Annotated in this window: 22 protein-coding genes; 15 read left to right on the top strand and 7 right to left on the bottom strand. The window is 74.1% G+C overall.

Annotation, left to right across the window (positions count from 1 at the left end; all coding sequences use genetic code 11):
- Positions 1–61: 61 nt before the first annotated feature.
- Entirely contained in the window at positions 62–880 is an 819-nt protein-coding gene (locus ACFYXS_RS24725) for an esterase/lipase family protein (protein WP_389251745.1), read from the bottom strand.
- Positions 881–1,122: 242 nt separating this feature from the next.
- Here ACFYXS_RS24725 and ACFYXS_RS24730 point away from each other — a divergent pair, with 242 nt between their 5' ends.
- Positions 1,123–1,536, top strand: a complete 414-nt coding sequence (locus ACFYXS_RS24730; RefSeq protein WP_389251747.1) for a cobalamin B12-binding domain-containing protein — start codon at positions 1,123–1,125, stop codon at positions 1,534–1,536.
- Positions 1,537–1,583: 47 nt separating this feature from the next.
- Here ACFYXS_RS24730 and ACFYXS_RS24735 read toward each other — a convergent pair whose 3' ends face one another.
- Together ACFYXS_RS24735 and ACFYXS_RS24740 are read right to left on the bottom strand one after the other, a co-directional pair.
- Entirely contained in the window at positions 1,584–3,131 is a 1,548-nt protein-coding gene (locus ACFYXS_RS24735) for a DUF5691 domain-containing protein (protein WP_389251749.1), read from the bottom strand.
- Positions 3,132–3,191: 60 nt separating this feature from the next.
- On the bottom strand, positions 3,192–4,550 hold the full coding sequence (locus ACFYXS_RS24740) for an SWIM zinc finger family protein (protein WP_389251751.1): 1,359 nt from the start codon (positions 4,548–4,550) through the stop codon (positions 3,192–3,194).
- A 165-nt stretch (positions 4,551–4,715) separates the two neighbouring features.
- Between ACFYXS_RS24740 and ACFYXS_RS24745 the strand changes: the two genes are divergently transcribed.
- The 5 genes from ACFYXS_RS24745 (at position 4,716) to sucD (ending at position 11,668) form a co-directional block, all read left to right on the top strand.
- A complete protein-coding gene (locus ACFYXS_RS24745) occupies positions 4,716–5,804 on the top strand; it encodes an AAA family ATPase (protein WP_389251753.1) in 1,089 nt (362 codons plus the stop codon).
- Positions 5,762–8,131 (top strand): DUF5682 family protein, encoded by a 2,370-nt coding sequence (locus ACFYXS_RS24750; protein ID WP_389252275.1) that lies wholly within the window; start codon positions 5,762–5,764, stop codon positions 8,129–8,131. The genes ACFYXS_RS24745 and ACFYXS_RS24750 overlap by 43 nt, the downstream gene beginning before the upstream one ends.
- Positions 8,128–9,315, top strand: coding sequence for a VWA domain-containing protein (locus ACFYXS_RS24755; protein WP_389251755.1), 1,188 nt, complete (start codon positions 8,128–8,130; stop codon positions 9,313–9,315). The genes ACFYXS_RS24750 and ACFYXS_RS24755 overlap by 4 nt, the downstream gene beginning before the upstream one ends.
- 274 nt (positions 9,316–9,589) lie before the next feature.
- Positions 9,590–10,765, top strand: coding sequence for an ADP-forming succinate--CoA ligase subunit beta (sucC, locus tag ACFYXS_RS24760; RefSeq protein WP_389251757.1), 1,176 nt, complete (start codon positions 9,590–9,592; stop codon positions 10,763–10,765).
- Between the two features lie 18 nt (positions 10,766–10,783).
- A complete protein-coding gene (sucD, locus tag ACFYXS_RS24765) occupies positions 10,784–11,668 on the top strand; it encodes a succinate--CoA ligase subunit alpha (RefSeq protein ID WP_389251759.1) in 885 nt (294 codons plus the stop codon).
- Between the two features lie 84 nt (positions 11,669–11,752).
- Here sucD and ACFYXS_RS24770 read toward each other — a convergent pair whose 3' ends face one another.
- Positions 11,753–12,790 carry a hypothetical protein gene (locus ACFYXS_RS24770; RefSeq protein ID WP_389251761.1) on the bottom strand — a complete coding sequence of 346 codons (1,038 nt, stop codon included), beginning with the start codon at positions 12,788–12,790 and terminating at the stop codon, positions 11,753–11,755.
- A 112-nt stretch (positions 12,791–12,902) separates the two neighbouring features.
- On the opposite strand from ACFYXS_RS24770, the gene ACFYXS_RS24775 reads away from it, so the two are divergent.
- Positions 12,903–14,345 (top strand): DUF6350 family protein, encoded by a 1,443-nt coding sequence (locus ACFYXS_RS24775; RefSeq protein WP_389251763.1) that lies wholly within the window; start codon positions 12,903–12,905, stop codon positions 14,343–14,345.
- Between the two features lie 82 nt (positions 14,346–14,427).
- Here ACFYXS_RS24775 and ACFYXS_RS24780 read toward each other — a convergent pair whose 3' ends face one another.
- A complete protein-coding gene (locus tag ACFYXS_RS24780) occupies positions 14,428–15,141 on the bottom strand; it encodes a hypothetical protein (protein ID WP_389251765.1) in 714 nt (237 codons plus the stop codon).
- Positions 15,142–15,363: 222 nt separating this feature from the next.
- On the opposite strand from ACFYXS_RS24780, the gene purN reads away from it, so the two are divergent.
- Positions 15,364–15,969, top strand: coding sequence for a phosphoribosylglycinamide formyltransferase (gene purN / locus ACFYXS_RS24785; RefSeq protein WP_389252277.1), 606 nt, complete (start codon positions 15,364–15,366; stop codon positions 15,967–15,969).
- Positions 15,966–17,519, top strand: coding sequence for a bifunctional phosphoribosylaminoimidazolecarboxamide formyltransferase/IMP cyclohydrolase (purH, locus tag ACFYXS_RS24790; RefSeq protein ID WP_389251767.1), 1,554 nt, complete (start codon positions 15,966–15,968; stop codon positions 17,517–17,519). The genes purN and purH overlap by 4 nt, the downstream gene beginning before the upstream one ends.
- Positions 17,520–17,627: 108 nt before the next feature.
- On the opposite strand, the gene ACFYXS_RS24795 is transcribed toward purH, so the two are convergent.
- The gene (locus ACFYXS_RS24795) at positions 17,628–18,257 is read right to left on the bottom strand and encodes a hypothetical protein (protein WP_389251769.1); all 630 of its coding nucleotides are present in this window, start codon (positions 18,255–18,257) and stop codon (positions 17,628–17,630) included.
- 88 nt (positions 18,258–18,345) lie between these two features.
- Entirely contained in the window at positions 18,346–19,056 is a 711-nt protein-coding gene (locus ACFYXS_RS24800) for an RDD family protein (protein ID WP_389251771.1), read from the bottom strand.
- Positions 19,057–19,158: 102 nt separating this feature from the next.
- Between ACFYXS_RS24800 and ACFYXS_RS24805 the strand changes: the two genes are divergently transcribed.
- The 6 genes from ACFYXS_RS24805 (at position 19,159) to ACFYXS_RS24830 (ending at position 24,576) form a co-directional block, all read left to right on the top strand.
- Positions 19,159–20,013, top strand: a complete 855-nt coding sequence (locus ACFYXS_RS24805; RefSeq protein ID WP_389251773.1) for a bifunctional methylenetetrahydrofolate dehydrogenase/methenyltetrahydrofolate cyclohydrolase — start codon at positions 19,159–19,161, stop codon at positions 20,011–20,013.
- Entirely contained in the window at positions 20,010–20,528 is a 519-nt protein-coding gene (locus ACFYXS_RS24810; protein WP_389251775.1) for a DUF3017 domain-containing protein, read from the top strand. Before ACFYXS_RS24805 ends, ACFYXS_RS24810 begins: the two co-directional genes overlap by 4 nt.
- A gap of 231 nt (positions 20,529–20,759) precedes the next feature.
- Positions 20,760–21,971 (top strand): sensor histidine kinase, encoded by a 1,212-nt coding sequence (locus ACFYXS_RS24815; RefSeq protein ID WP_389251777.1) that lies wholly within the window; start codon positions 20,760–20,762, stop codon positions 21,969–21,971.
- Complete coding sequence (locus ACFYXS_RS24820; protein WP_389251779.1) at positions 21,968–22,642, top strand: response regulator; 675 nt, start codon at positions 21,968–21,970, stop codon at positions 22,640–22,642. Before ACFYXS_RS24815 ends, ACFYXS_RS24820 begins: the two co-directional genes overlap by 4 nt.
- Positions 22,643–22,736: 94 nt before the next feature.
- Entirely contained in the window at positions 22,737–23,627 is an 891-nt protein-coding gene (locus tag ACFYXS_RS24825; RefSeq protein ID WP_389251781.1) for a helix-turn-helix domain-containing protein, read from the top strand.
- 61 nt (positions 23,628–23,688) lie between these two features.
- Positions 23,689–24,576 carry a helix-turn-helix domain-containing protein gene (locus tag ACFYXS_RS24830; protein ID WP_389251783.1) on the top strand — a complete coding sequence of 296 codons (888 nt, stop codon included), beginning with the start codon at positions 23,689–23,691 and terminating at the stop codon, positions 24,574–24,576.
- The last annotated feature ends 22 nt before the right edge of the window (positions 24,577–24,598 follow it).

The following is a 24,598-nucleotide window of genomic DNA, read 5'->3' on the forward strand; positions in this document are numbered from 1 at the left end:
ATCCCGGCAGGGACGATGCGTTGTGTTCGATGGCGTTTCGATGCTTATGGGGGCAGGTCCGTCAGGCGGCGTCGACGGCGCCGGACGCCCGTTCCTCCCCGAGCAGCGCCTGCCGGATGCCGGCCGCGATGGCCGCGTGCACCGGCATGGTCAGATGCCCGACGCCCGCGACGTGCACATTGCGGGCGATGAGATCCGGGTGGTCCAGGCGGGCCGCCTCGACCGGGCTCATCATCTCGTCCCAGTCGCTCCAGAACGCCACGTAACGGGTACGGCAGCCGGGCGCGGGCTCGGCCAGTTCCTCGATCAGGTCGGAGTTGGGCCGCATCTGCCGGACGATGGGGTGCGGGTTCAGCAGCGGCGCGGCACGGGTGCCGGAGTGCGGGGTACCGAGGGTGATCACGGTGCGGACCCGGCTGTCCCCGCCCAGTCGCTGTGTGTAGTAGCGCGCGATGAGCCCGCCGAGGCTGTGGCCCACGATGTCCACCTGGCTGTGCCCCGTCTGCTCGCAGATCTGCTCCACATGACGGCCGAGCAACGCCGCGGCCGTACGGATGTCGCAGGTCAGCGGGGAGTAGTTGACCGCCTGTACATGCGGCCAGCCGTGCCGCCGCAGGGACCGGCGGAGCATCGCGAACACCGAACGGTTGTCCACGAAGCCGTGCAGCAGCAGCACCGGTGGGTGGCTGCGGCCCGCGGTGGGGATGCGGGTCGGTTCCTCCGTCTCGCCGACCGGGGGTTCCGGCCCGCGCTCCTGGAAGATGCCGGTCGGGTACAGGAAAACGTGACCGGTCAGGATGGCGATCTCGATCGCCGCGGCTCGTACGTAGGCCGCCTGACGCACCAGACGGTCTCCGACACCGAAAGACAGGACGCCCATGGCCTACCTCCCGTGCGGCACACGGAGACGGCTCTGTCCCCCGTGCGCCGAGAACGCGAAAGCCCGCGTCGCCTGCTCAACCGATGACGACCACGGGCCGAACGCGTTTCTAACGTGAACGTGTCCCAATAGGTAATTTCCCCCTCCGGGGCCTTCGCGAAACTGTCCGGTCGGGGGATGCTGGCGATAACGTTCGTTCACAGAAGTGCCCGCTGAGCGCAGTAATCGTGTTGGAGGCAGTGATGGGAGTGTCCGGTCCGATCCGGGTCGTGGTGGCCAAGCCGGGGCTCGACGGCCACGACCGCGGGGCCAAGGTCATCGCCCGCGCCCTGCGCGACGCCGGTATGGAGGTCATCTACACCGGCCTGCACCAGACGCCCGAACAGATCGTCGACACCGCGATCCAGGAGGACGCCGACGCGATCGGGCTGTCCATCCTGTCCGGCGCCCACATGACGCTGTTCGCCAAGGTGCTGGAGCTGCTCAAGGAGCGCGAGGCGAGCGACATCAAGGTCTTCGGCGGCGGCATCATCCCCGAGGACGACATGGCCCCGCTGCGGGATCTGGGCGTCGCCGCGATCTTCACCCCCGGTGCGACGACGACCGAGGTCGTGGACTGGGTCAACGCCAACATCCGGCAGCCCGCCGGCGCCTGATCGCCGCCCGGGCGGCGGGACCGGCCTGAGCCGCGGACTGCCGCGGCTCAGGCCAGTTCCTCGCTCATCGTGGCGCGCAGCCGCAGGGTGCCCACCAGGCGCTGGAAGGCCTCGGCCCAGTAGGCGCCCGCGCCCGGTGAGGTGTCGGCCGATTCGGCGGGCACCGCGGTGAGCGGGGTCGCGCGATCGGCCTCCGCGGGGTCCAGGCAGCGCTCGGCGAGGCCCATGACCCCGCTGAAGCTCCACGGATAGCTGCCGGCGTCACGGGCGATGTCCAGCGCGTCCACGACCGCCCGGCCCAGGGGCTCCGCCCAGGGAACGGCGCACACCGCGAGCATCTGGAACGCCTCCGACAAGCCGTGCGAGGCGATGAAGCGCGCCACCCATTCGGCCCTCTCGCCGGCCGGGAGCACTGCCAGCAGCTTCGCCGGGTCGCCCACCGGGGCGACCGCCGTCGCCGTGGTCGGTATCGGCCCGAGCAGCGCCCGGGCCCAGGCCGCGTCGCGCTGGCGGACCGCCGCCCGGCACCAGGCCGCGTGCAGGTCGCCCTGCCAGTCGTCGGCGACCGGCAGGGTGATGATCTCCTGCGGCGTACGGCCGCCGAACCGCTCCGGCCATGTCCCGAGCGGCGCCGCGTCCACCACCTGGCCGAACCACCACGACCGCTCACCCCGGCCGGCCGGGGGTGTCGCCACCACGCCGTCGCGCTCCATCGCCGCGTCGCACTCGTACGGCGCCTCCACCACGATCCGGCTGTCCCCGGCGTCCCAGGCCACGCAGGTCCGGGCCCTGGCCGCCATCCGCCCGGCCAGCGCGGAGCCGGGCAGGGCGGAGAGCAGCTCGGCGGCGGTGGCCCGCACATTGCGGCTGCGGTCGGCGAGCGCCTGCTCCAGGAAGGGCTCGTCGGCGGAGGACAGTCCCTCGCGCAGGGAGTCCAGGAACATCAGACGGTCCTCGGCGCGCTCACCGCTCCACCCGGAACGCAGCAGTTCGAGCGCGCCCCCAGGGTCGCGGGACCGCAGGCGCGTCAGCAGCGCCACCCGCTCGGCGAACAGGCCCTCCTCCCACAGCTGCCGCACCTCGGGGCCGTCCGACGCCTCCCCGGCCGCCGGCGCGGCACCGGAGGCGCTCGCCCGCAGCGCGAACCGCCAGTCCGTGTTCAGCTCCGCCAGCCAGAGGCCGCGCGGGCCCGCCAGGGCGAGCGCGTCCGGTCTCAGGTCGGTGCGGGCACGGGCGGCGTCCAGCAGGGCGGGCAGCAGCTCCGGCGGGGCCGCGTAACCGCGCGCGGTGGCCTCGCCCAGCCACTGCGGCAGCAGCTCGGCGAGATGGGGCGCCGCGCCCCGCCGGCCGCCGCTCCCGCCGGACCGGTCCGCCAGCAGCAGCCCGAGCCGCCGCCGTGCGGCGGCCGGCAGGGCGGGGCGTGGATCGTGCGGGGCCGTGGCCGGCCGCTTCCCCGCGGCGGCCGGCCGCAGCCCCGCACGACGTCGCAGGACGGCGACGGCGGCGGCATCGAGCAGTTCGGCGGGCGTCCCGCCCTTGCGTTCGGTGCCCATCAGGGCGGTCCCGACCAGATCGGCCCAGGTCGCCGTCTCCATGCGTCCCCCTTCGGTGTCGTTCGCGTCCGTCCGTGGTGCGGCCGTCGGCGGCCGCGGGCGCTAGGGCGCCAGTGCCACCGCTTCCGTGCGGCCCTCGCGCCAGACCGTGTACGGCCGGAACCCGCGGTGTCCCAGCTCGCCGAAGACCGTCACGGGCCGGCCCCCCGAGACCGCCGCCAGGCGCCACAGCCCACCGGCGCCGTTGCCGCCCCCGGTGGCCACCGGCACCGCGTCGGTCCCCTCCCCGTCGGCGAGCTGCCAGCCCGCCTCGCCCGGTACGGGCACGACCCCGGAGAGGACGGCGGGCCAGGCGTCCAGCCACGGGTCGTCCGCCAGGGCCTGTCCGTACACCGCCAGTGCCGTGCCGACGGGCAGCCCGGGCGGCACGGAGCCGGGGCCGGGCGCGGCATGCCGGGTGCCGAGTACGGCCCGCAGCGGCCGCGCCCCCGGGTGGTACGCCAGCTCGGCGTCGACCCCGAGGCCGACCGGCAGGGCGAGCTCGGGGGCCCGGCCGGCCGCGCCGAAGGACAGCAGCAGCGCGGGGCGCCCGGTGTCGCGGCCGTGCAGCCATATACGGCGGGTCGTCAGCCGGTCGTCGGCCGAGTCCTGCTGGGCCAGCACCAGCCAGTGGTCCCGGACGGTGGGGCCGGCCAGCAGTTCCGCCGAGTCCACCGTGAAACCCACCCGGCCGCGCACCGTCGCGGCCAGTGCCCCGGGGAGCCGGTCGTGCCCAAGAATGCCCTGGGCCAGCAGATGCAGCAGCGCGGTCTCCTCCAGCAACCGGGACGGCCAGTCGCCGCCCGAGGCGGCGACCGCGCCCAGCTCGCGCACCCGCGACGCGAGCCCGGGGGCCTGGGCGTCGACCATCCGGGCCGCCGTCTCCTCCCAGCGCTGGTAGCCCTCGCGGTCCGCGCCGGCCAGCCCTCCGAGCAGCAGGTCCGTCAGCCGTTGTTCCAGTTCGGTCGCCCCGGCGGCGACCCGGCGCGCCCTTTGTTCGGCGCGCTTGCGTGCCGCTTCGGGGTCACCGCCGCCGGCCGGGGCGCTCTTGCGCTCCTCACGCGCTTGGCGCGCGTCGAGCCATTCGGTGACCCAGTCGGGCCGGCCGCCCCCGTGTGCGGCCGGCCCGACCTCGCCCCCGGACCACAGGAGCAGCAGTCCGATGGCGTGCTTGCAGGGGAACTTGCGGCTCGGGCAGCTGCACTTGGAGCCGGGCCCGGCCGTGTCCACGACCGTCTGGTACGGCTTGCTGCCGCTGCCCGCGCAGAGCCCCCACACCGCCGTGCCCGACGTGCCCGTGCCCGACCAGCGCGCGGCCGCCGACAGACCCGTCCCGGCCTTCCGCGACGACGCGTCGGGCGCGAGGGCCAGGACCTGGTCGGCGGTCCACCGCTCGGGTCGCTGTTCGTCCATCCCGTCCATGCCCAAGACGGTAGGTCCGGGCACTGACAATCGGTTCTGACCTGGCGTTACCTGCCGGGCGAGGGGGATTGTCAGTGGGGTCGTGCATCGTGGGAACCGCGGACGACGCAGGGGGTCTGACGGATCGTCCGCCTCATCCGACCTGCCCGGAACAGGGGGAGAACCATGTCCGCGGACACCGCACTCCGGCCGCATGCCGAAGACGCGTTCGCCCATGAGCTCAAGGCTCTCGCGGCGGCCGACGACCGGCCGCGCCCGGCCCGCTGGAATCTGTCGCCGTGGGCGGTCGCCACGTACCTGCTGGGCGGCGAACTTCCCGACGGCACCGTCGTGACACCCAAGTACGTGGGCCCGCGCCGCATCGTGGAGGTCGCGGTCAGCACCCTCGCCACGGATCGGGCCCTGCTGCTGCTCGGGGTGCCCGGCACGGCCAAGACCTGGGTCTCGGAGCATCTGGCGGCCGCCGTCAGCGGCGACTCCACCCTCCTCGTGCAGGGCACGGCCGGCACGCCGGAGGAGGCGATCCGCTACGGGTGGAACTACGCGCGGCTGCTCACCCAGGGCCCGACCCGGGAGGCGCTCGTGCCCGGCCCGGTCATGCGGGCGATGGCCGAGGGCCGCATCGCCCGCGTCGAGGAGCTGACCCGTATCCCCGCGGACGTGCAGGACACGCTCATCACGATCCTGTCCGAGAAGACGCTGCCGATACCGGAGCTGGGCGCCGAGACCCAGGCGATGCGCGGCTTCAACCTCATCGCCACCGCCAACGACCGCGACCGCGGGGTCAACGACCTGTCCAGCGCGCTGCGCAGGCGTTTCAACACCGTCGTGCTGCCGCTGCCGGCGACCGTGGAGGAGGAGGTCGACATCGTCAGCCGCCGGGTCGGCCAGTTGGGCCGGTCGCTCGACCTGCCGTCGGTTCCCGCGGGCGCGGACGAGATCCGGCGGGTCGTCACCGTCTTCCGCGAGCTGCGCGGCGGGGTCACCGCCGACGGCAGGACCAAGGTCAAGTCCCCGTCGGGCACGCTCTCCACGGCCGAGGCCATCTCGGTGGTCACCAACGGCCTCGCGCTCGCGGCGCACTTCGGCGACGGCGTGCTGCGCGCCGGGGACGTGGCGGCGGGCATCCTCGGCGCGGTGGTCCGCGACCCGGCGGCCGACCGCGTGGTGTGGCGGGAGTACCTGGAGACGGTGGTCCGCGAGCGGGAGGGCTGGAAGGACTTCTACCGCGCCTGCCGCGAGGTGACGCCGTGACGGACGGGGTGGCGCTGCTGGGGGTGCGGCACCACGGGCCGGGGTCGGCCCGTGGGGTCCGCGCGGCGCTCGACCGGTACGCGCCGCAGATCGTGCTCATCGAGGGACCGCCGGAGGCGGACGCCGTCGTGGGACTGGCCGCCGAGCCGGGCATGCGGCCGCCGGTCGCGCTGCTCGCGCACGTCGTCGACGAGCCGTCCCGGGCGGGGTTCTGGCCGTTCGCCGACTTCTCGCCGGAGTGGGAGGCGATCCGCTGGGCGACCGCGCGGGGGGTGCCGGTCCGCTTCATCGACCTGCCGGCCGCCCATTCGCTGCTGATGCGGGACGACAGCGAGGACGGGGAGGGAGCGGCGGCGGAGGACGAGAGCGACGACGGGCCCGGGGAGCGGGTACGGATCGATCCGCTCGCGGTGCTCGCGGAGGCGGCCGGTCACGACGATCCCGAGCGGTGGTGGGAGGACGCCGTGGAGCACCGGCGCCGCGGGGAGCACGCGGACCCGGCGGACGACGGTGAGACCGCCGACGACACGGACGACGCGCTCGCGGCGTTCGGGGCGGTCGCCGAGGCCATGGGGGCACTGCGCGAGGAGTACGGGGACGGGGGCCATCCGCAGGACGCCGTGCGCGAGGCGCACATGCGGCTGCGGATCCGCGACGCCCGCCGCGGGCACGAGCGCGTGGCGGTGGTCTGCGGCGCCTGGCACGTGCCCGCCCTCGCGGCCACGACCGGTGTGACCGCCGACCGGGCCCTGCTGAAGGGGCTGCCGAAGGCCAAGGTCGAGATCACCTGGGTGCCCTGGACCCACCGCAGGCTGTCCCGGGCCGGCGGGTACGGGGCCGGGATCGCCTCGCCCGGCTGGTACCGGCACCTGTTCACCGCACCGGACCGGCCCGTCGCGCGCTGGATGACCAAGGTCGCCGGGCTGCTGCGGGAGGAGGATCTGCCGGTCTCCTCCGCACACGTCATCGAGGCGGTGCGGCTCGCCGACACGCTCGCCGCGATGCGCGGCCGCCCGCTGGCCGGCCTGGGCGAGACCACCGACGCGATACGGGCCGTGATGTGCGACGGGTCCGACGTGCCGATGGAGCTCATCCGGGACCGCCTGGTGGTCGGGGACGTGCTGGGCGAGGTCCCGGAGGGCGCCCCCGCGGTGCCGCTCGCCCGGGACCTGGCGCGCGAGCAGCGCAGGCTGCGCCTGAAGCCGGAGGCACTGGAGAAGGAGCTGGAGCTCGACCTGCGCAAGGAGACCGACGCCGGCCGCAGCCGCCTGCTGCACCGGTTGCGGCTGCTCGGCATCGGCTGGGGCGAGCCCGCCCGGTCGCGCGCCGGTACCGGCACCTTCCGCGAGACCTGGCGGCTGCGCTGGGAGCCCGAGTTGGCGGTGCGGGTCGCCGAGGCCGGGGTGTGGGGGACCACCGTGTCCTCGGCCGCCACCGCCAGGGCCGAGGACGAGGCGGTGCGGGCGACCGCGCTCGCCGAGGTCACCGGACTCGCAGAGCGCTGCCTGCTCGCGGAGCTGCCCGACGCGCTGCCGACCGTGATGCGGGTGCTCGCCGACCGTGCCGCGCTCGACGCCGACGTCGGCCACCTCGCGCAGGCGCTGCCCGCGCTGGTGCGGTCCGTCCGCTACGGCGACGTCCGGGGCACGGACGCGGCCGCGCTGCGCGAGGTCGCCGAAGGGCTGGCGGAACGGATATGCGTCGGGCTCCCGCCGGCCTGCGCGGGGCTGGACACCGAGGGCGCGGCGGAGATGCGCGGCCATGTCCACGGCGTGCAGGAGGCCGTGGTCCTGCTCGCCGACGAGGGGCTGCGCGCACGCTGGGCGGGGGTGCTGCGGTCCCTGGCCGCGCGCGACCGGGGGATGCCCGGACTGCTGCGCGGCACCGCCGCCCGCCTGCTGCTGGACGACGGCCGGCTGGAGGCCGGGGAGGTGGCCCGGCTGATGGGGCTGGCCCTGTCGGCCGGGACACCGCCGCAGGAGGCGGCCGCCTGGACGGAGGGCTTCCTCGCCGGGGGCGGGATGCTGCTCGTCCACGACGCGCGGCTGCTCGCCCTGGTCGACGACTGGCTGTCGGCGGTTCCGGCCGCCGCCTTCGACGACGTCCTGCCGCTGCTGCGGCGCACGTTCGGCGAGTTCGACGCGGGCGTACGGCGCACCGTGGGGGAGCTGGTGCGGCGCGGCCCGGCGGCCGGGTCGCCCGAGGCGGCGGCGGAGGGCGCGCCGGGCTTCGCCGCCGGGCTGGACGAGGCCCGGGCGGACGCGGTGCTGCCGACCGTCCGGCTGCTGCTGGGACACGACCGACCGACAGGGGGAACGGCGACATGAACGGCGACGTGAGGACGGACGCCGGCATCGACGGCGAGGAGCGGCTGCGCCGCTGGCGGCTGGTGCTGGGCGCGGGCGCCGCCGACGGCACGGGCCACACGCTCACCGGCCGCGACGCCGCCATGGACCAGACACTGGAGGCGCTGTACGGGTCCGGCCCGCGCGCCGACGGCGGGACGTCCGGGCGGGGCAGGCCCCGGTCCGCCGGACTGGGCGGTTCCGCGCCGCAGGTCGCACGGTGGCTGGGCGACATCCGTACCTACTTCCCCAGCAGCGTCGTGCAGGTCATGCAGCGCGACGCCATCGACCGGCTCGGACTGTCGGCGCTGCTGCTGGAACCGGAGATGCTGGAGGCCGTCGAGGCCGACGTGCATCTGGTCGGCACGTTGCTGTCGCTCAACAAGGCGATGCCGGAGACGACGAAGGAGACCGCCCGGGCCGTGGTCCGCAAGGTCGTGGAGGACCTGGAGAAGCGTCTTGCCTCCCGCACCCGCGCCACCCTCACCGGGGCCCTGGACCGCTCGGCGCGGATCAACCGCCCGCGCCACCGGGACATCGACTGGGACCGCACCATCCGCGCCAACCTGCGGCACTACCTGCCGGAGCACGGCACGATCGTCCCCGAGCGGCTGATCGGCCACGGCCGCGCCGCGCAGGCGGTGAAGAAGGACGTCGTGCTGTGCATCGACCAGTCCGGTTCGATGGCGGCCTCGGTCGTCTACGCCTCCGTCTTCGGCGCCGTCCTCGCCTCGATGCGCAGCATCGAGACCAAGCTGGTCGTCTTCGACACCGCCGTGGTCGATCTCACCGAGCAGCTGGACGACCCCGTCGACGTCCTCTTCGGCACCCAGCTCGGCGGCGGCACGGACATCAACCGGGCCCTGGCCTACTGCCAGTCGCTCATCACCCGTCCGGCCGAGACCGTCGTGGTGCTCATCAGCGACCTCTACGAGGGCGGCATACGGGACGAGATGCTCAAGCGCGTCGCGGCCATGAAGGCCTCCGGCGTCCAGTTCGTGGCCCTGCTCGCGCTGTCCGACGAGGGCGCCCCCTCCTACGACCGCGAGCACGCCGCCGCCCTGGCGGCCCTCGGCGCCCCCGCGTTCGCCTGCACGCCCGACCTGTTCCCGGAGATCATGGCGGCGGCGATAGAGAAGCGGCCGTTGCCCGTGCCGGAGGGGTGAGGCCGCGCTCGCGCCGCCCGTGCCACCCGGACGGAGCAATCCTCCAGTTGTCACTGGCGCGGTCTGTGACTGTTCTCACCGCTCGTCGGCGACCTGGGATTTAGTCGAGCCGCCCGCGCGGCGCTAACCTGCGAGACGGACATGCCGCGTGCTCGGCCGACGTGTGCGCCCCCCGTACGACCGTACGCATGGATCGTTACGAAGACGTCAGCGACGACCGCCCCCGGCACGCTCACGCCAACAACGAACCCGCGATTACCAAGGACGGACGCGCGTGGACCTGTTCGAGTACCAGGCGAGGGACCTCTTCGCCAAGCACGGTGTACCGGTGCTGGCCGGTGAAGTCATCGACACGCCTGAGGCGGCGCGCGAGGTCGCGGAGCGGCTCGGTGGCAAGGCTGTCGTCAAGGCACAGGTGAAGACCGGTGGCCGAGGCAAGGCCGGCGGCGTGAAGGTGGCGTCGGACCCCGATGACGCGGTGGCCAAGGCCGGGCAGATCCTCGGCATGGACATCAAGGGCCACACGGTCCACAAGGTGATGCTGGCCGAGCTGGCCCCGGAGATCGCCACCGAGTACTACGTCTCCTTCCTGCTCGACCGTGCCAACCGGACCTTCCTGGCGATGGCCTCGGTCGAGGGCGGCATGGAGATCGAGGAGGTCGCGGAGACCAAGCCCGAGGCCCTCGCGAAGATCGCCGTGGACGCCAACGAGGGCGTCACCCCGGAGAAGGCCCGCGAGATCGTCGAGGCGGCCGCCTTCCCGGCCGACGTCGCCGACCAGGTGGCCGAGATCCTGCAGACCCTGTGGAAGACCTTCATCGCCGAGGACGCGCTCCTCGTCGAGGTCAACCCGCTCGCCAAGGTCGCCGACGGCCGCGTCATCGCGCTCGACGGCAAGGTCTCCCTGGACGAGAACGCCGACTTCCGCCAGCCGGAGCACGAGGCGCTGGTGGACCACGCCTCCGCCAACCCGCTGGAGGCCGCGGCCAAGGCCAAGGGCCTGAACTACGTCAAGCTCGACGGCGAGGTCGGCATCATCGGCAACGGCGCGGGTCTCGTCATGAGCACCCTGGACGTCGTCGCCTACGCCGGCGAGGGCCACGGCAACGTGAAGCCCGCCAACTTCCTCGACATCGGCGGTGGCGCTTCCGCCGAGGTGATGGCCAACGGCCTTGAGATCATCCTCGGCGACCCGGACGTCAAGTCCGTCTTCGTCAACGTCTTCGGTGGCATCACCGCCTGCGACGCGGTCGCCAACGGCATCGTCCAGGCCCTGGAGCTGCTCAAGTCCAAGGGCGAGGAGGTCACCAAGCCGCTCGTCGTCCGTCTGGACGGCAACAACGCGGAGCTGGGCCGGCAGATCCTCACCGACGCCAACCACCCGCTGGTCGAGCAGGTCGACACCATGGACGGCGCCGCGGAGCGCGCCGCCGAGCTGGCTGCGAAGTAAGGGACAGGTCACCACATCATGGCTATCTTCCTGACCAAGGAAAGCAAGGTCATCGTCCAGGGGATGACCGGTTCCGAGGGCACCAAGCACACCCGGCGCATGCTCGCCTCGGGCACCAACATCGTCGGTGGCGTGAACCCGCGCAAGGCCGGCACCAGCGTGGACTTCGACGGCACCGAGGTGCCGGTCTTCGGCTCCGTCGCCGAGGCCATGGAGAAGACCGGTGCCGACGTCACCGTCATCTTCGTCCCGCCGAAGTTCGCCAAGGACGCGGTCGTCGAGGCCATCGACGCCGAGATCCCGCTCGCGGTCGTCATCACCGAGGGCATCGCCGTCCACGACACCGCCTCGTTCTGGGCGTACGCGGGCAGCAAGGGCAACACGACCCGGATCATCGGCCCGAACTGCCCCGGCCTGATCACCCCCGGTCAGTCCAACGCGGGCATCATCCCGGCCGACATCAGCACCGCCGGCCGCATCGGCCTGGTGTCGAAGTCCGGCACGCTGACCTACCAGATGATGTACGAGCTCAGCGACATCGGCTTCTCGTCGGCCGTGGGCATCGGCGGTGACCCGATCATCGGCACCACCCACATCGACGCGCTGAAGGCGTTCCAGGACGACCCCGACACCGACCTGATCGTCATGATCGGCGAGATCGGCGGCGACGCCGAGGAGCGTGCGGCGGCCTTCATCGCCGAGCACGTCACCAAGCCGGTCGTCGGTTATGTCGCGGGCTTCACCGCACCCGAGGGCAAGACCATGGGCCACGCCGGCGCCATCGTCTCCGGTTCCTCCGGCACCGCCCAGGCGAAGAAGGAGGCCCTCGAGGCCGCCGGCGTCAAGGTGGGCAAGACCCCGTCGGAGACGGCCCGCCTCGCGCGCGCCATCCTCCAGGGCTGATTCCTCAGCACGGCAGCGGGCCCGCTCCCCTCGGGGGGCGGGCCCGCTGCCGTATCCGGAACGGTCGTCGTCCCGGGGCCGGCGTCAGGGGGAGAAGCGGATGTCGACGAGCGGCGTCGACACCGAGAAGTGATCGCTGAGCGGGCCGAAGACGAGCCCGCCGGCGGTCAGCAGGACGAGGACGATCGTGGCGGCGACCGATCCGAGGGTCTGGTGCCGCAGCCGTTCCTCGCTCATCTCCCGCACCTGCTCCGCGGGGAGCTCCGGCACGCGCGGTTCGTTCAGGAGCCCGGCCAGTCCGGCGACCGCCTCCTCGCCGAGCGCGTCACGGGCCCGGATGATCCGCGCCGCCGTCGTGGGTGTGCTGGCCATGCTCTCGGCGGCCGTGTGACGCAGGCCGAGGCCGAGGCCCTCGTGGAGCAGCACGGCGTGACGGGCGCCGCGCGGCAGCCGCTGGAGGTCGCCGCGGGCGCGGCGCGGTGTGCGGTGCCAGGGCAGGAGCTGCTGCCAGGGGGCGAGCGCGAGCTCGAACGCCTGGCAGCGGAGCCAGCCGACGGGATCGGGGTCGGCCGCGACCTCGGGCCAGCGCAGCCATGCCCGGTCGAAGGCGCGGTGGACCGCGTACCGGGCCAGTTCCTCGTTGCCGGTGAGGACCTCGACCTGCCGGATCAGGGCGGGGGCGGCGTGCGCGTAGAGCGTGTCGAAGGCGGCCTCGGCGGCCTCGGCGAGGCGCAGTTCCGCCTCATCGGCGGCTTCCTCGGCCTGCTTGGCCGCGGCCTTGGTCTCCTTCGCCGCCGCTTTCGCCGCCGCCTTGGCCTGTTTGGCCGTCGGCCCGGACGCCCCGACACCCGTGTCGTCCACGGGTGGGGGCGCGCCGGAGTCCTCCGGCGGCCCGGAGACCGGCTCGGAGGGCGCGGCGGCCCGGTCCGGCTCCGCCGGTCGCGGGGCTTGCGGTGGCTCGGCCCGAGGCGCGCGCGGCGGCCCCGCGGCCCCGGCCGCCCCCTCGGGAGGGGCGGCCGGTGGCGGAGCCGGTGGTGCGGTCCGCGGGGTCGTCGCGGGCTGCGGGTGGGGCCGCCGCTTCTTGGCGGTCCGTGCCGTCTTCGTCAGGTGGGTTCGGGTCATGCGATCGACCACTCGGATCGTGTGAAGATGCGCATAACGCCATATTCCGCGACACGACGGACATTCGCATGCTGCGACGGTAAAAGGGGTCTTGTTGGCAGCATGGGGTGCCGTGACCGCCGCACGCGCTGTGAGCCTTGTCTTCCGCCGTGTCCGGGCTGCGCACGAGGCCCTGCGCACCGCGGAGTCCGTGCCCGCCTTCACCGGCGGCGTGCTCGCCGCCGGGCTGGGGCTCGGCGGCTTCGCCGTACTGGTGCTGTTCCTCTGGATCATCTCCCCGTTCCCCGACAGTGGGCTGTACGGGGCCCTGCACATCGCCGCCGACTGCTGGCTGCTGGCGCACGGCACGGACCTGGTGCGGATGGAGACGGTCTCCGGTGTCCCCGCGCCCGTAGGGGTCACACCGCTGCTCCTGGCGGCCTTCCCGATCTGGCTGCTGTACCGGGCCGGCGCCGACGCCGCCGCCCCCGCGTCGACCGACCGGGCGGCGGCGTCCGCCGTGGCCTGGCTGATCGGCGGGTACGTCGCGGTCGCCGCGGGCGCGGCGATCCTCACCTCGTACGGGCCGGTGCGGAGCGACGCGCTCAGCGCCGGGCTCCACGTGCCCGTGGTCGCCGCCCTCGCCGCGGCCGCGGGGGCGTGGGCCGAACGGGGGCGGCCGCACATCCCCCTTCCGGCGGCGTTCCACCGGGTGACCGAGCGGGTGCCGGCGGGGGAGACCGGCCCGGTGGCCCGGTCGGCGGCGGCCGGGGTGGCGGTGCTGCTCGCGGGCGGCGCGGTGCTCACGGCGGTCGCACTGGTCCTGCATCCCGGGGCCGCGGGGGCGTCCTTCAGCCGGCTCAGCGAGGCGCTGTCCGGGCGGCTGGCGGTGCTCGCCCTGTCGGTCGCGCTCATCCCGAACGCGGCGGTGTGGGGCGCGGCCTACGCCCTCGGGCCGGGGTTCTCGCTGGGCACGGAGGCGGTCGTCCGGCCCGCCGGGGCGGTCGGCGATCCCGTGCTGCCCGACTTCCCGCTCCTGGCCGCGCTGCCGCACGCCGGCCCGGGCACGGTGCTGACCTGGCTCGCGCTGCTGGTGCCGGCCGTCGCGGGCGTGACGGTGGGCTGGTTCGCGGTCGACCGCGACGCCGCCGCGGGCCCGGGCCGCACGGCCGCCCGCGCGGCACTGGGAGGTACGGCCTGCGGCGTGGTCCTCGGCCTGCTCACGGAACTCGCCGCGGGACCCCTCGGCTCGGGCGCCCTCGCCGACTTCGGCCCCTCGCGCTGGCTCACCGCGGTCGCGGCCGTGGGCTGGACCGTCGCCATCGGCACCCCCACCGCCCTTGTGGTGCGCTGGGTCCGCCGCTTCCGCGCGTCCCGTGCGGCCCTCGACGGCGAATACGGGGACTTCGCCGAGTACGACGACTTCGACGCCGATGACGCCGACGAGGCGGACGACGTCGACGACGCCGACGACGCCGACGAGGCGGACGAGGCGGACGAGACCGAGCCCGGGGCCGAGACCGGGACCGGCAGCGAGGACGGCCGGACGGAGACCGCGGCCACGGACCCGGCCTGACCACTGCGGGACCCCGGGTACGCGAACGCCGGGTCCGCCGCGCCGGGGACGGCGCGGGCGGACCCGGCGGGCGGGGTGGGGCTCAGGCCTTGCGCAGCCAGACCGGCGGGGCCGGCATGTCGTGGGCGCAGGAGTCGCGGGCCGACTGGGTGAGGGCGTCGCCGACGCAGGCGTAGTAGTCGCGGTAGGCGTACTCGCTGCTGAGCAGGCCGGCCACGAGGCCGACCGCGAGGGCGCCCATGACGATGCCGCTGACGGCGGCCGGCCGCTGGGGCTTGGCGTTGGGGTCGGCCGGCGGGGGCGGGGGTGCGGCGGGGCCGTCGGCCAGCAGGGCGGCGGCCTCGGCACGGGCCTTGGCGCGTTCCTCCGGCTTCATGCGGAGCGCGTTGACGCCCCAGTAGAGGGCGAGTCCGCCGAGCAGCAGGGCAAGGTACGTCCAGCCGAGCAGCAGGGCGAAGAACAGCCCCCACATGCCGCACAGCAGGGCGTAGCGGGCACGCCGCTGCGCCGGGTCGGTCGGGTCGAACCGCGGCCCGTCCGGGCGCCGGCCGCCGTAACCGCCGTCTCCGCCGGGGCGGTCGCCGAGACCGCCGCCGCGCCCCGGCTGCCGGTCGCTCCACTGGCTGCCCCAAGCGGGTGGCGGGGGTGGCGTGGGCCGCTGGTCGGAGTCCTGCTCGTCCGAGGGCTGCTGCGGCCTGCGCGGCTGCCACGGCTGGTCGGGAGCGTCCTCCGGCGGCGGAGCGAACGGGTTGTCCTGCTCATGGCCGCGGCCACTGCTCATGGTTGCCTGGGTCATCCCCTTGCCGTCGACTCCTCGAGTTGTCGGACGCGTCGTTACGCCGTTCTCCCCCCAGACGCTACCGTCCGGGCGCTCCCCCGTCCCGTGGGGGGCGGTCGGGTGTGCCGGTATCGTTGCTGACGGTCGACGGGCTCGTAGGGTTCCCCGGAATTGGAGGGATCTTCGAGTCGTACGATCCTCCAAAGCGCCGGACCCGAGAGTTGAGCCGCAGTGGCCGCAGTGTTTCCGCCCCTTTCCCGCCCCGCCCGACTCGTCGTGCTCGTCTCCGGTTCCGGCACGAACCTGCAGGCGCTGCTGGACGCCGGGGCGCACGTCGTCGCCGTGGGCGCGGACCGTTCCGGCATCGCGGGACTGGAGCGCGCGGAGCGCGCCGGGGTGCCGACGTTCGTGTGCCGGGTGAAGGACCACGGCGACCGCGGGGCGTGGGACGCGGCGCTGGCCGAGGCGGTCGCGGCGTACGAGCCCGACCTGGTCGTCTCGGCCGGTTTCATGAAGATCGTGGGCAAGGAGTTCCTGGCCCGGTTCGGCGGCCGCGTGGTCAACACCCATCCGGCGCTGCTGCCCAGTTTCCCGGGCGCGCACGGGGTGCGCGACGCCCTGGCGTACGGCGCGAAGGTCACCGGCTGCACCGTCCACTTCGTCGACGACGGCGTCGACACCGGCCCGATCATCGCCCAGGGCGTGGTCGAGGTCCGGGAGGACGACACGGAGGAAGCTCTCCACGAGCGCATCAAGGAAGTCGAGCGAAGGCTGCTCGTCGACGTCGTGGGGCGGTTGTCCCGCGACGGCTATCGCATTGAGGGACGAAAGGTTCTGTTGCCGTGAGTACCAAGCGGGAGATCCGGCGCGCGCTGGTCAGCGTCTACGACAAGACCGGTCTGGAGGAGCTGGCCCGCGGCCTGCACGAGGCGGGCGTCCAGCTGGTCTCCACCGGCTCGACGGCCGGGCGGATCGCCGCCGCCGGGGTGCCGGTGACGAAGGTGGAGGAGCTGACCGGCTTCCCCGAGTGCCTGGACGGCCGGGTGAAGACCCTGCACCCGAAGGTGCACGCGGGCATCCTCGCCGACCTGCGTCTCGAGGACCACCGCCGCCAGCTGGAGGAGCTCGGCGTCGAGCCCTTCGACCTGGTCGTGGTCAACCTCTACCCGTTCCGCGAGACGGTCGCGTCCGGCGCCTCGGAGGACGAGTGCGTCGAGCAGATCGACATCGGCGGCCCGTCGATGGTGCGCGCCGCCGCCAAGAACCACCCGTCCGTGGCGGTGGTGACCAGCCCCGAGCGTTACGCGGACGTGCTGGCCGCCGTCCGCGAGGGCGGTTTCGACCTCTCCACCCGCAAGCGCCTGGCCGCCGAGGCCTTCCAGCACACCGCCGCGTACGACGTCGCGGTCGCGAGCTGGTTCGCGGACTCCTACGCGCCGGCCGACGACAGCTCCTTCCCGGACTTCCTGGGCGCCACCTACGAGCGCAAGAACGTGCTGCGCTACGGCGAGAACCCGCACCAGGCCGCCGCCCTGTACACCGACGGCGGCCCGGGCCTCGCCAACGCCGAGCAGCTGCACGGCAAGGAGATGTCGTACAACAACTACGTCGACACCGAGGCCGCGCGCCGGGCGGCGTACGACCACGACGGGACCTGCGTCGCGATCATCAAGCACGCCAACCCGTGCGGCATCGCGGTCGGCGACGACGTCGCCGAGGCGCACCGCAAGGCGCACGCCTGCGACCCGCTGTCGGCGTTCGGCGGCGTGATCGCGGTCAACCGGCCGGTGAGCGTGGCCATGGCCGAGCAGGTCGCCGAGATCTTCACCGAAGTCATCGTGGCGCCGGACTTCGAGGAGGGCGCGGTCGAGGTCCTGGCCCGCAAGAAGAACATCCGCGTGCTGCGCTGTCCCGAGGCGCCCGTCGCGGCGACGGAGTTCCGCCCGGTCGAGGGCGGGCTGCTGCTGCAGGAGAAGGACCGTCTGCAGGCCACCGGCGACGACCCGGCCACCTGGACCCTGGCGACCGGCGAGCCGCTGGCCGACGAGGAGCTGGCCGAGCTCGCCTTCGCGTGGCGGGCCTGCCGGGCCGTGAAGTCCAACGCCATCCTGCTGGCCAAGGACGGCGCGACGGTCGGCGTCGGCATGGGCCAGGTCAACCGGGTCGACTCCGCCAAACTCGCCGTCCAGCGGGCCGGCGAGGAGCGCGCGGCCGGCTCCTACGCGGCGTCCGACGCCTTCTTCCCGTTCCCCGACGGGCTGGAGGTGCTGACCGGCGCAGGGGTCAAGGCCGTGGTGCAGCCGGGCGGTTCGGTGCGCGACGAGGCCGTCGTCGAGGCGGCGCGCCAGGCGGGCGTGACCATGTACCTCACCGGGACGCGGCACTTCTTCCACTGACGCGGAACCCGTCGCCGTGTGCCGAAGGCCCCCGCACCTGCGGGGGCCTTCGGCACACGGCGGGCCGGCGCCGGGCCCGTGCGGGCGGGTGAGGCCCGTCCCACGACCTCAGTACTGCGGCCGCTTGAACCAGGCCGCCGTCTCCGCCTTCGAGGCGAAGACGATCAGCAGAATGCTCGGCACCAGCGGGACGACCGACAGGAACCCGCCCGTGACCAGTGAGGCCAGGAGGCCGGCCACGCTCAGCGCGCCCATCGCGATGGACCCGGCGCGCACGCCGCTGCCGCCCGTCCGGTACTTCGCCGCCACGCCGATCGCCATCACCGCCAGCGCCAGTGCCAGCACCCCGGCGACCCACAGCAGGCCGCCGTACTTCGCGGCCAGCCCGGACTCGTCGTCGACGTTCGCCAGCACGATGCCGACCAGCAGGACGAACAGCCCGCCGAGGGTCCACATGCCGGCCAGCACGCAGAGCATCGCCCGGGCCGTCCTCGCCGACGACGGCATCGTCTGCGGCCCGCCCGGCAGCCCTGCCCATCCGTACGGCGGCTGGGGTTGCTGCGGCCGGCCCCACTGCTGTTGCGGCTGCTGGGGGAAGCCGTAGGAGGGCTGGGGCCGGGTCGGGTGCTGCGGCGGATGGCCGTACGGGGCGTACGGCTGCTGCGGGGGCAGTTGGGGCTGCTGCGGCGGCGTCGGCTGCCCGCTGTACGGATTGCCGGGGCCGGGCGGATGGCTCACTTCTGATTCCTTCGCGCGGACGGGGCCTTGGGGTCGGTGTTGCTGCTGCTACCGCTGTTGGTGCCGTTACTGCTGTTACTGCCCAACGTCACCGGGGCGACTGGGTCTTGACGACCACCGAGCTGAGGATCTTGTCGGCGAACGTCTGCTTCTTGTCGTCCCACAGCGGCCACAGGTAGCCGATGTAGCAGGCCGCGCCGTCCAGTCCGTGGCACAGCCGGCGCACGAAGGCCATGCCGAAGCCGAGCGGACGGCCGTCGACCTCGCGCAGCACGCTGATGCCGAGGGCCTTCTTGCCGGGCGTCTGGCCGGTCTTGCCCTCGCGGTAGCAGAGGAAGAGTCCGCCGACGAGGGACAGCAGGGCGCCGATCCCGATCAGGGCGAGGGCGCCGGCCGGCATCTGGGGGCTGGGGCATACGCCGGACGCGGTGGTGTCGCAGGCATTCACCGCGTCCACGACCACCGCGATGAACCGCCCGTACCCGATGCCGACCAGGATCATCGGGACCAGTCCCACGATCAGGAAGTCGAGCAGCGTGGCGCCGACCCGCGCGCCCCAGCTCGCGAACGGCGGCATGCCGGGCACCGGTCCTGCCGGCCGGCCGTAACCGCCGTAGCCGTACGGCCCCTGGGCCTGCTGCGGGACCGTGCCGTACGGAGGTTGCGGCTGCTGGGGGTAGCCGTAACCGGGCTGGGCCGGAGGCTGCTGCGGGTACCCGTAGGGCTGCTGCGGCTGGGGCTGCTGCGGCGGAACGGGCTGCTGGCCGTACGGGTTTCCGGGACCGGGCGGGTAGCTCACGGTGACTTCTTTCACGCTGATGTGAGTGGGGACGGCCCACATCGTCCTGGGCGGTGTCATCCGCTGTCCAGCGTCCGGTGGGAGACCTGAGAAGATGGAGGTATGACCGCCCAGATTCTCGATGGCAAGGCCACTGCTGCCGCGATCAAGTCAGAACTCTCCGTACGCGTCCAGGCGCTCAGGGCCCGCGGGGTCACGCCGGGGCTCGGCACCCTGCTGGTCGGCGACGACCCGGGCAGCCGCTGGTACGTCGCGGGCAAGCACCGCGACTGCGCCGAGGTCGGCATCGCGTCCATCCAGCGGGAACTGCCGGAGACGGCAACGCAGGAGGACATCGAGGCGGTCGTGCGCGAGCTCAACGAGGACCCGCAGTGCACGGGTTACATCGTCCAGCTCCCGCTGCCCAAGGGCATCGACACCAACCGCGTCCTCGGGCTGATGGACCCCGCCAAGGACGCGGACGGACTGCACCCCACCAACCTGGGCCGGCTGGTCCTCAACGAGCGCGGCCCGCTGCCCTGCACGCCGAACGGCATCGTCGAACTCCTGCGCCGGCACGGCGTGGAGATCAACGGCGCGCACGTGGCCGTGGTCGGGCGCGGGGTGACGGTGGGCCGCTCGATCGGCCTGCTGCTGACCCGCAAGTCCGAGAACGCGACGGTCACCCTCTGCCACACCGGTACCCGGGACCTGGCCGCGCAGCTGCGCCAGGCCGACGTCATCGTCGCCGCCGCGGGCGTGCCGCACCTGGTCAAGCCCGAGGACGTGCGGCCAGGCGCCGCGGTGCTCGACGTCGGCGTGAGCCGGGACGAGAACGGCAAGATCGTCGGCGACGTCCACCCGGGCGTGGCCGAGGTCGCCGGCTGGATCTCGCCGAACCCGGGCGGTGTAGGCCCGATGACGCGGGCGATGCTGCTGGCGAACGTGGTCGAGGCCGCGGAGGGCCGCTTCTCATGACCGGCGGCCCCGGCCAGGGCAAGGGCACCGGCACCGGCACCGACGACGAGACCGCGGCGGCGGGCACCGCTGTGGCCGCGACCGCCGCGAAGACCGCCGAGGCGGCGCAGGAGCAGGACCACGCCGGCGGCGTGAGGCGCCGCTTCCAGGCCGTCACGGAGGGCACCGCGCGGCCCGAGGGCGGCGGCCGGGCAGCGGCGGGCGACGCGCCCGCTCCGGCCCGTCAGTGGCCGATTCTGGGGGTCGCCGGAGCGGTGGCCCTCGGGCTCGTGCTGATCGCCGCCGACACGGTGCGGGCCGGCACGGTACTGATCGGCGCGGCGCTGCTCGCGGGCGCGCTGATGCGCTGGGCGCTGCCCTCGGTCGGCATGCTGGCGGTGCGCAGCCGCTTCACGGACGTGATCACTTACGGCCTGCTGGGCCTCGTGATCCTGCTGCTGGCGCTGATGGCACAGCCGCATCCGGTGCTGGACATCCCGTTCCTGGAGGACGTCGTCCGCTTCTCGGTGCGCTGAGCGCGCCGCGCGGACCGGCCCGCGACAGCACTGGGTGTCCCGTCCTCCCCCCGTCGGAGGACGGGACACCGTCGCGTAGGGTGCCCCCCTCTGGCTCCCCGGCGACGACGGTACGGGCAGGCCACCCGCCGGGGCGTCCCGTTCTGGGTGGAGGTTTCCGCCCGGAGTACAACTTTCGCGGTACGGCGACGGGCTGACGCGGGTCCCGTCCGGCTGGCCTACGCTTCGCGCGTGCGGAACAAAGTGCTGGCGGACGTGGCGCTGGCGGTGGCTTTCACGGCGGTAGGCATGCTGCTGGGACACGAACAGCCACCGCCGGACTGGCAGCGCCTGGACGCCGCCGGCTACGCGCTCACCGTGCTGGTCAACCTGCCCATCGCCGCCCGGCGCCGCTTCCCGGTGGGCGTCAGCGTCTTCGTCTGCGCGGCCTGGGCGGTCTTCGTGGCGGCAGGCTACTGGCCGGTCGTCAACAGCCTCGCCCCACTGACGGCGCTGTACGTCGTGGCCACCGCGCGCCCGGTGCGCCTCGCGCTGGGCTGCGCGGTGCTGACCGGCGGTGTGTGGGTCTACGCAGGGCTGACGGCCGCGCAGAGTTCGATGGCCAGCGTGGTCGCACAGGCACTGGTGTTCCCGCTGGTCATGTGCGTCTTCGGGCACTCCGCGCGGTTGTCGGCGCAGCGTGCGGAGCGGCTCGGGGAGGTCACCGAGCGGCTGCGCTCGGAGCGGCAGGACGCGGCCAAGCAGGCGGTCGCGGAGGAACAGGCGCGCATCGCCCGCGAATTGCACGACGTCGTCGCCCACCACATGTCCGTGATCTCGGTGCAGGCGGGCATGGCCTCGTACGTCTTCGCCAGTGAGCCGGAGAGTGCGCGCAAGGCCCTGGACACCATCTCCGACACCACGCGCGAGGCGCTGCAGGAGATGCGCCGGATGCTCAAGGTGCTGCGCGCCGGGCCGGGGGAGCCCGAGGGCGGTTCGCCCTCCTACGACCCGATGCCCTCGGTGACCCGCATGGGCGAGATGATCGAGCGGGTGCGCGCCGCCGGGCTCGTGGTGGAACTGCGCATCGACGGCTCGCCGCGCCCGGTCGCCCCGGGTGTGGGCCTGTGCGCGTACCGGGTGGTGCAGGAGGCGCTGACCAACGTCCTCAAACACGCCCCCCACGCGCGGGCGCGCGTCCTGGTGGCGTACGAGCCCCACCTGCTGCGGGTCACCGTCACCGACGACGGCGGCGGAGCCGGGTCGGACGGATCACCAGGTCGTTCCGATCCGGCCACAATCCCCCAGGGAGCCGGTCATGGCTTGATCGGTATGCGTGAGCGCGCCAGGCTCTATGGAGGGACGGTGGACATCGGCCCGCTCGGCGATGGTTTCGAGGTGCGTCTCACTCTTCCCACATCGGCGCGCGGGGCCGCGCGGCGAGGGGATTCATTGGACGCATGACCACGGTGCTCGTCGTCGACGACCAGTTCCTGATCCGGGCCGGACTGGTGGGGCTGCTGCGCGCCGCCCCCGGTATCGACGTGGTCGGGGAGGCCGGCGACGGCGAGGAGGCCGTGGAGCGGGCCGCCGAGACCACGCCCGAGGTGATCCTGATGGACATCCGCATGCCCGGCATCAGCGGCGTCACCGCGACGGAGCGCATCCTGGCCGCGGCCGGCGAGCGGGCACCGCGCGTTCTCATCCTGACCACCTTCGACCTCGACGAGTACGTGTACACCGCGCTGCGCGCCGGGGCCTCCGGCTTCCTGCTCAAGGACGCGGGCCCGGAACGGCTGATCGCCGCCGTCCACGCCGTCGCCGGGGGCGACACCCTCTTCGCGCCGAGCGTCACCCGGCGGCTCATCGAGGCGTACGCGCCGGCGCGGCCCGCCCCGGACCCCGACCGGCCGCCGCCCGCCGAACTCGCGGCGCTGACCGCGCGCGAGCTGGAGGTGCTGCGGATGATCGCCAAGGGCCTGTCCAACGCGGAGATCGCCGAGCGGCTCTTCATCAGCGAGGCGACCGTGAAGACCCACCTGAACCGCACCATGGCCAAGCTGGGGCTCGGCAGTCGTGCCCAGGCGGTCGTACTGGCGTACGAGACGGGACTCGTGACCCCGCGAAGAGGATGAGGATTCTCCGGATTTCAAGCGTCGAGCGTATGTGCGTCGCTACCGTGGGTTGACCGACGGAACCGGGGGGTGCGTGGTGGCGCGATGGGAACCATTGCCCGAGACACTTGACGCCGCCGCGCGCCGACTGGCCGTGCATCTGCGCAGGATGAAGGACCGCAGCGGGCTGAGCGTGCCCGCGCTGGCCGCGCGCACCGCCCAGAGCACCGAGGCGTGGGAGCACTTCCTCAACGGTGTCCGGGTGCCGCCGCGCGACGCGGTCGAGGTGCTGGGCCAGTTGAGCGGCGCGGACTACGAACGGCTCATCGCGTTGTGGGAGTTGGCCGACCGAGGGGTCACCGACACCATGACGGGCTTCAAGTACTCCGATCCGCTCGATCCGCTGGCCCCGGTCGAGGGCATGCCCCGCCACGCGGCCCGGCGGCGGCGCAGAGCGCTGCTGGTGGGCGCGGGGATGCTGGCCGGGGCGTTCGGGCTGCTGCTCGTCGCCGGGATCGCCACCGACGGGGCCCCGCGCGCCCAGGCACCGCTGTCGGCGCACCCCACGGGGGCCGCGGCGGGCGGCGGGGCGCCTTCCGCCACCGCTCCCGGGGCCCCGGTCACCACCCGCTCCGGGAAGACCTCGCCGACCCAGGAGGGGACGCCGGCGCGGCCCGGCACCCCGCGCACCGGGGCCGGCGCCGTCACCCCGGACGGCGGGACACCCGCGGCGCCGGTCGACGACGTCAGCGAGCGACCCTCGGGCGGCCACGCACCCGCGACGGGAGGCGCGGGCGGCACGGGAGGCACAGGCGGTTCCGGCGGCGCGGGCGGTTCCGGCGGCGGGCACGGCACGACGGCACCGGGCAGCGGCGCGACCACGGCGCCGCCGGCGACCACGGCCCCGCCCGCCCAGACCCCCACGCCCTCCTCCGCCGCACCGAGCCCGAGCTCCGGCCATGGGCTGTGCCTGGGGCTGATCGTCCTCGGCATCTGCATCGGGTGACCCGGCGGACCGCACCGCGGCACGACACGCACTTCAGCAAGGCAAGCAGGGGGACCGCACCATGACCCGTTGGCGACCGCTGGCGGACGACCTCGACCCACGCGTCCGGGAGTTCACCGAGCACCTGCGGCGTCAGGTCGACCGCGGCGGCCTGAGCGCCGCCGCGCTCGCCGAGGCCACCGGGTACAGCAGAAGCTCCTGGGAGCGGTATCTGTCCGCCCGTCTCCTGCCGCCCCGGTACGCCGTCGTCGCGCTGGCCCAGGTGACCGGCGCCGACCCGCGGCACCTCGTCACGCTGTGGGAGGTCGCCGAACGGGCCTGGAGCCGTGCCGAGGACCGGCGCGACGTGACGATGGAGGCCGGCCGGGTCGCCGAAGCACGGGCCGCGCTGGGCGAGTTCGGGCCCCCGCCGGGCAGTGCCCCGGCCCCGCGCCGGTCCCGGCGGGCCCTGGTGCTGTTCGCCGCGGGTGCGCTCGCCGTGGTGCTGGGGGTCGTCGGCGTGGGCCTGTTCGGCGGAGGGGGCGGCGGCACGGACCGCGCGGGGGACGCGCGGGCGCCGCACCCTTCCCGCACGGCCCGCGCCGCCGAACTCCCCTCCGGGGTCAAGTGCACCGGGGCCACCTGCACCGGCGAGGACCCCGAGGGCATGGGCTGCGGCGGGGCGCACGCGCGGACGACGGCCTCGGCCTGGATCGGCGGCGCCTACGTCGAGACGCGGTACAGCGAGGTCTGCGCGGCTGCCTGGGCGCGGATATCCGCCGCCGCCCTGGGCGACACCCTCACCGTCGGCCCCGCCCGGGCGACCGGCCCCGCCCAGCGCACCCGCATCGGCCGGACCGCCGCCGCGTACACCCCCATGCTCGCCGCCCCCGCCCCCAGCGCCGTCCGCGCCTGCGCCACGCTCGCCTCGGGCCTCCACGGCTGCGCGACCCCGCCGGGCAGTCCGTAGTGCCTGCGTCGCGGTACCCGGC

The organism is Streptomyces sp. NPDC002574 (assembly GCF_042889545.1).
Classification (GTDB): Bacteria; Actinomycetota; Actinomycetes; order Streptomycetales; family Streptomycetaceae; genus Actinacidiphila.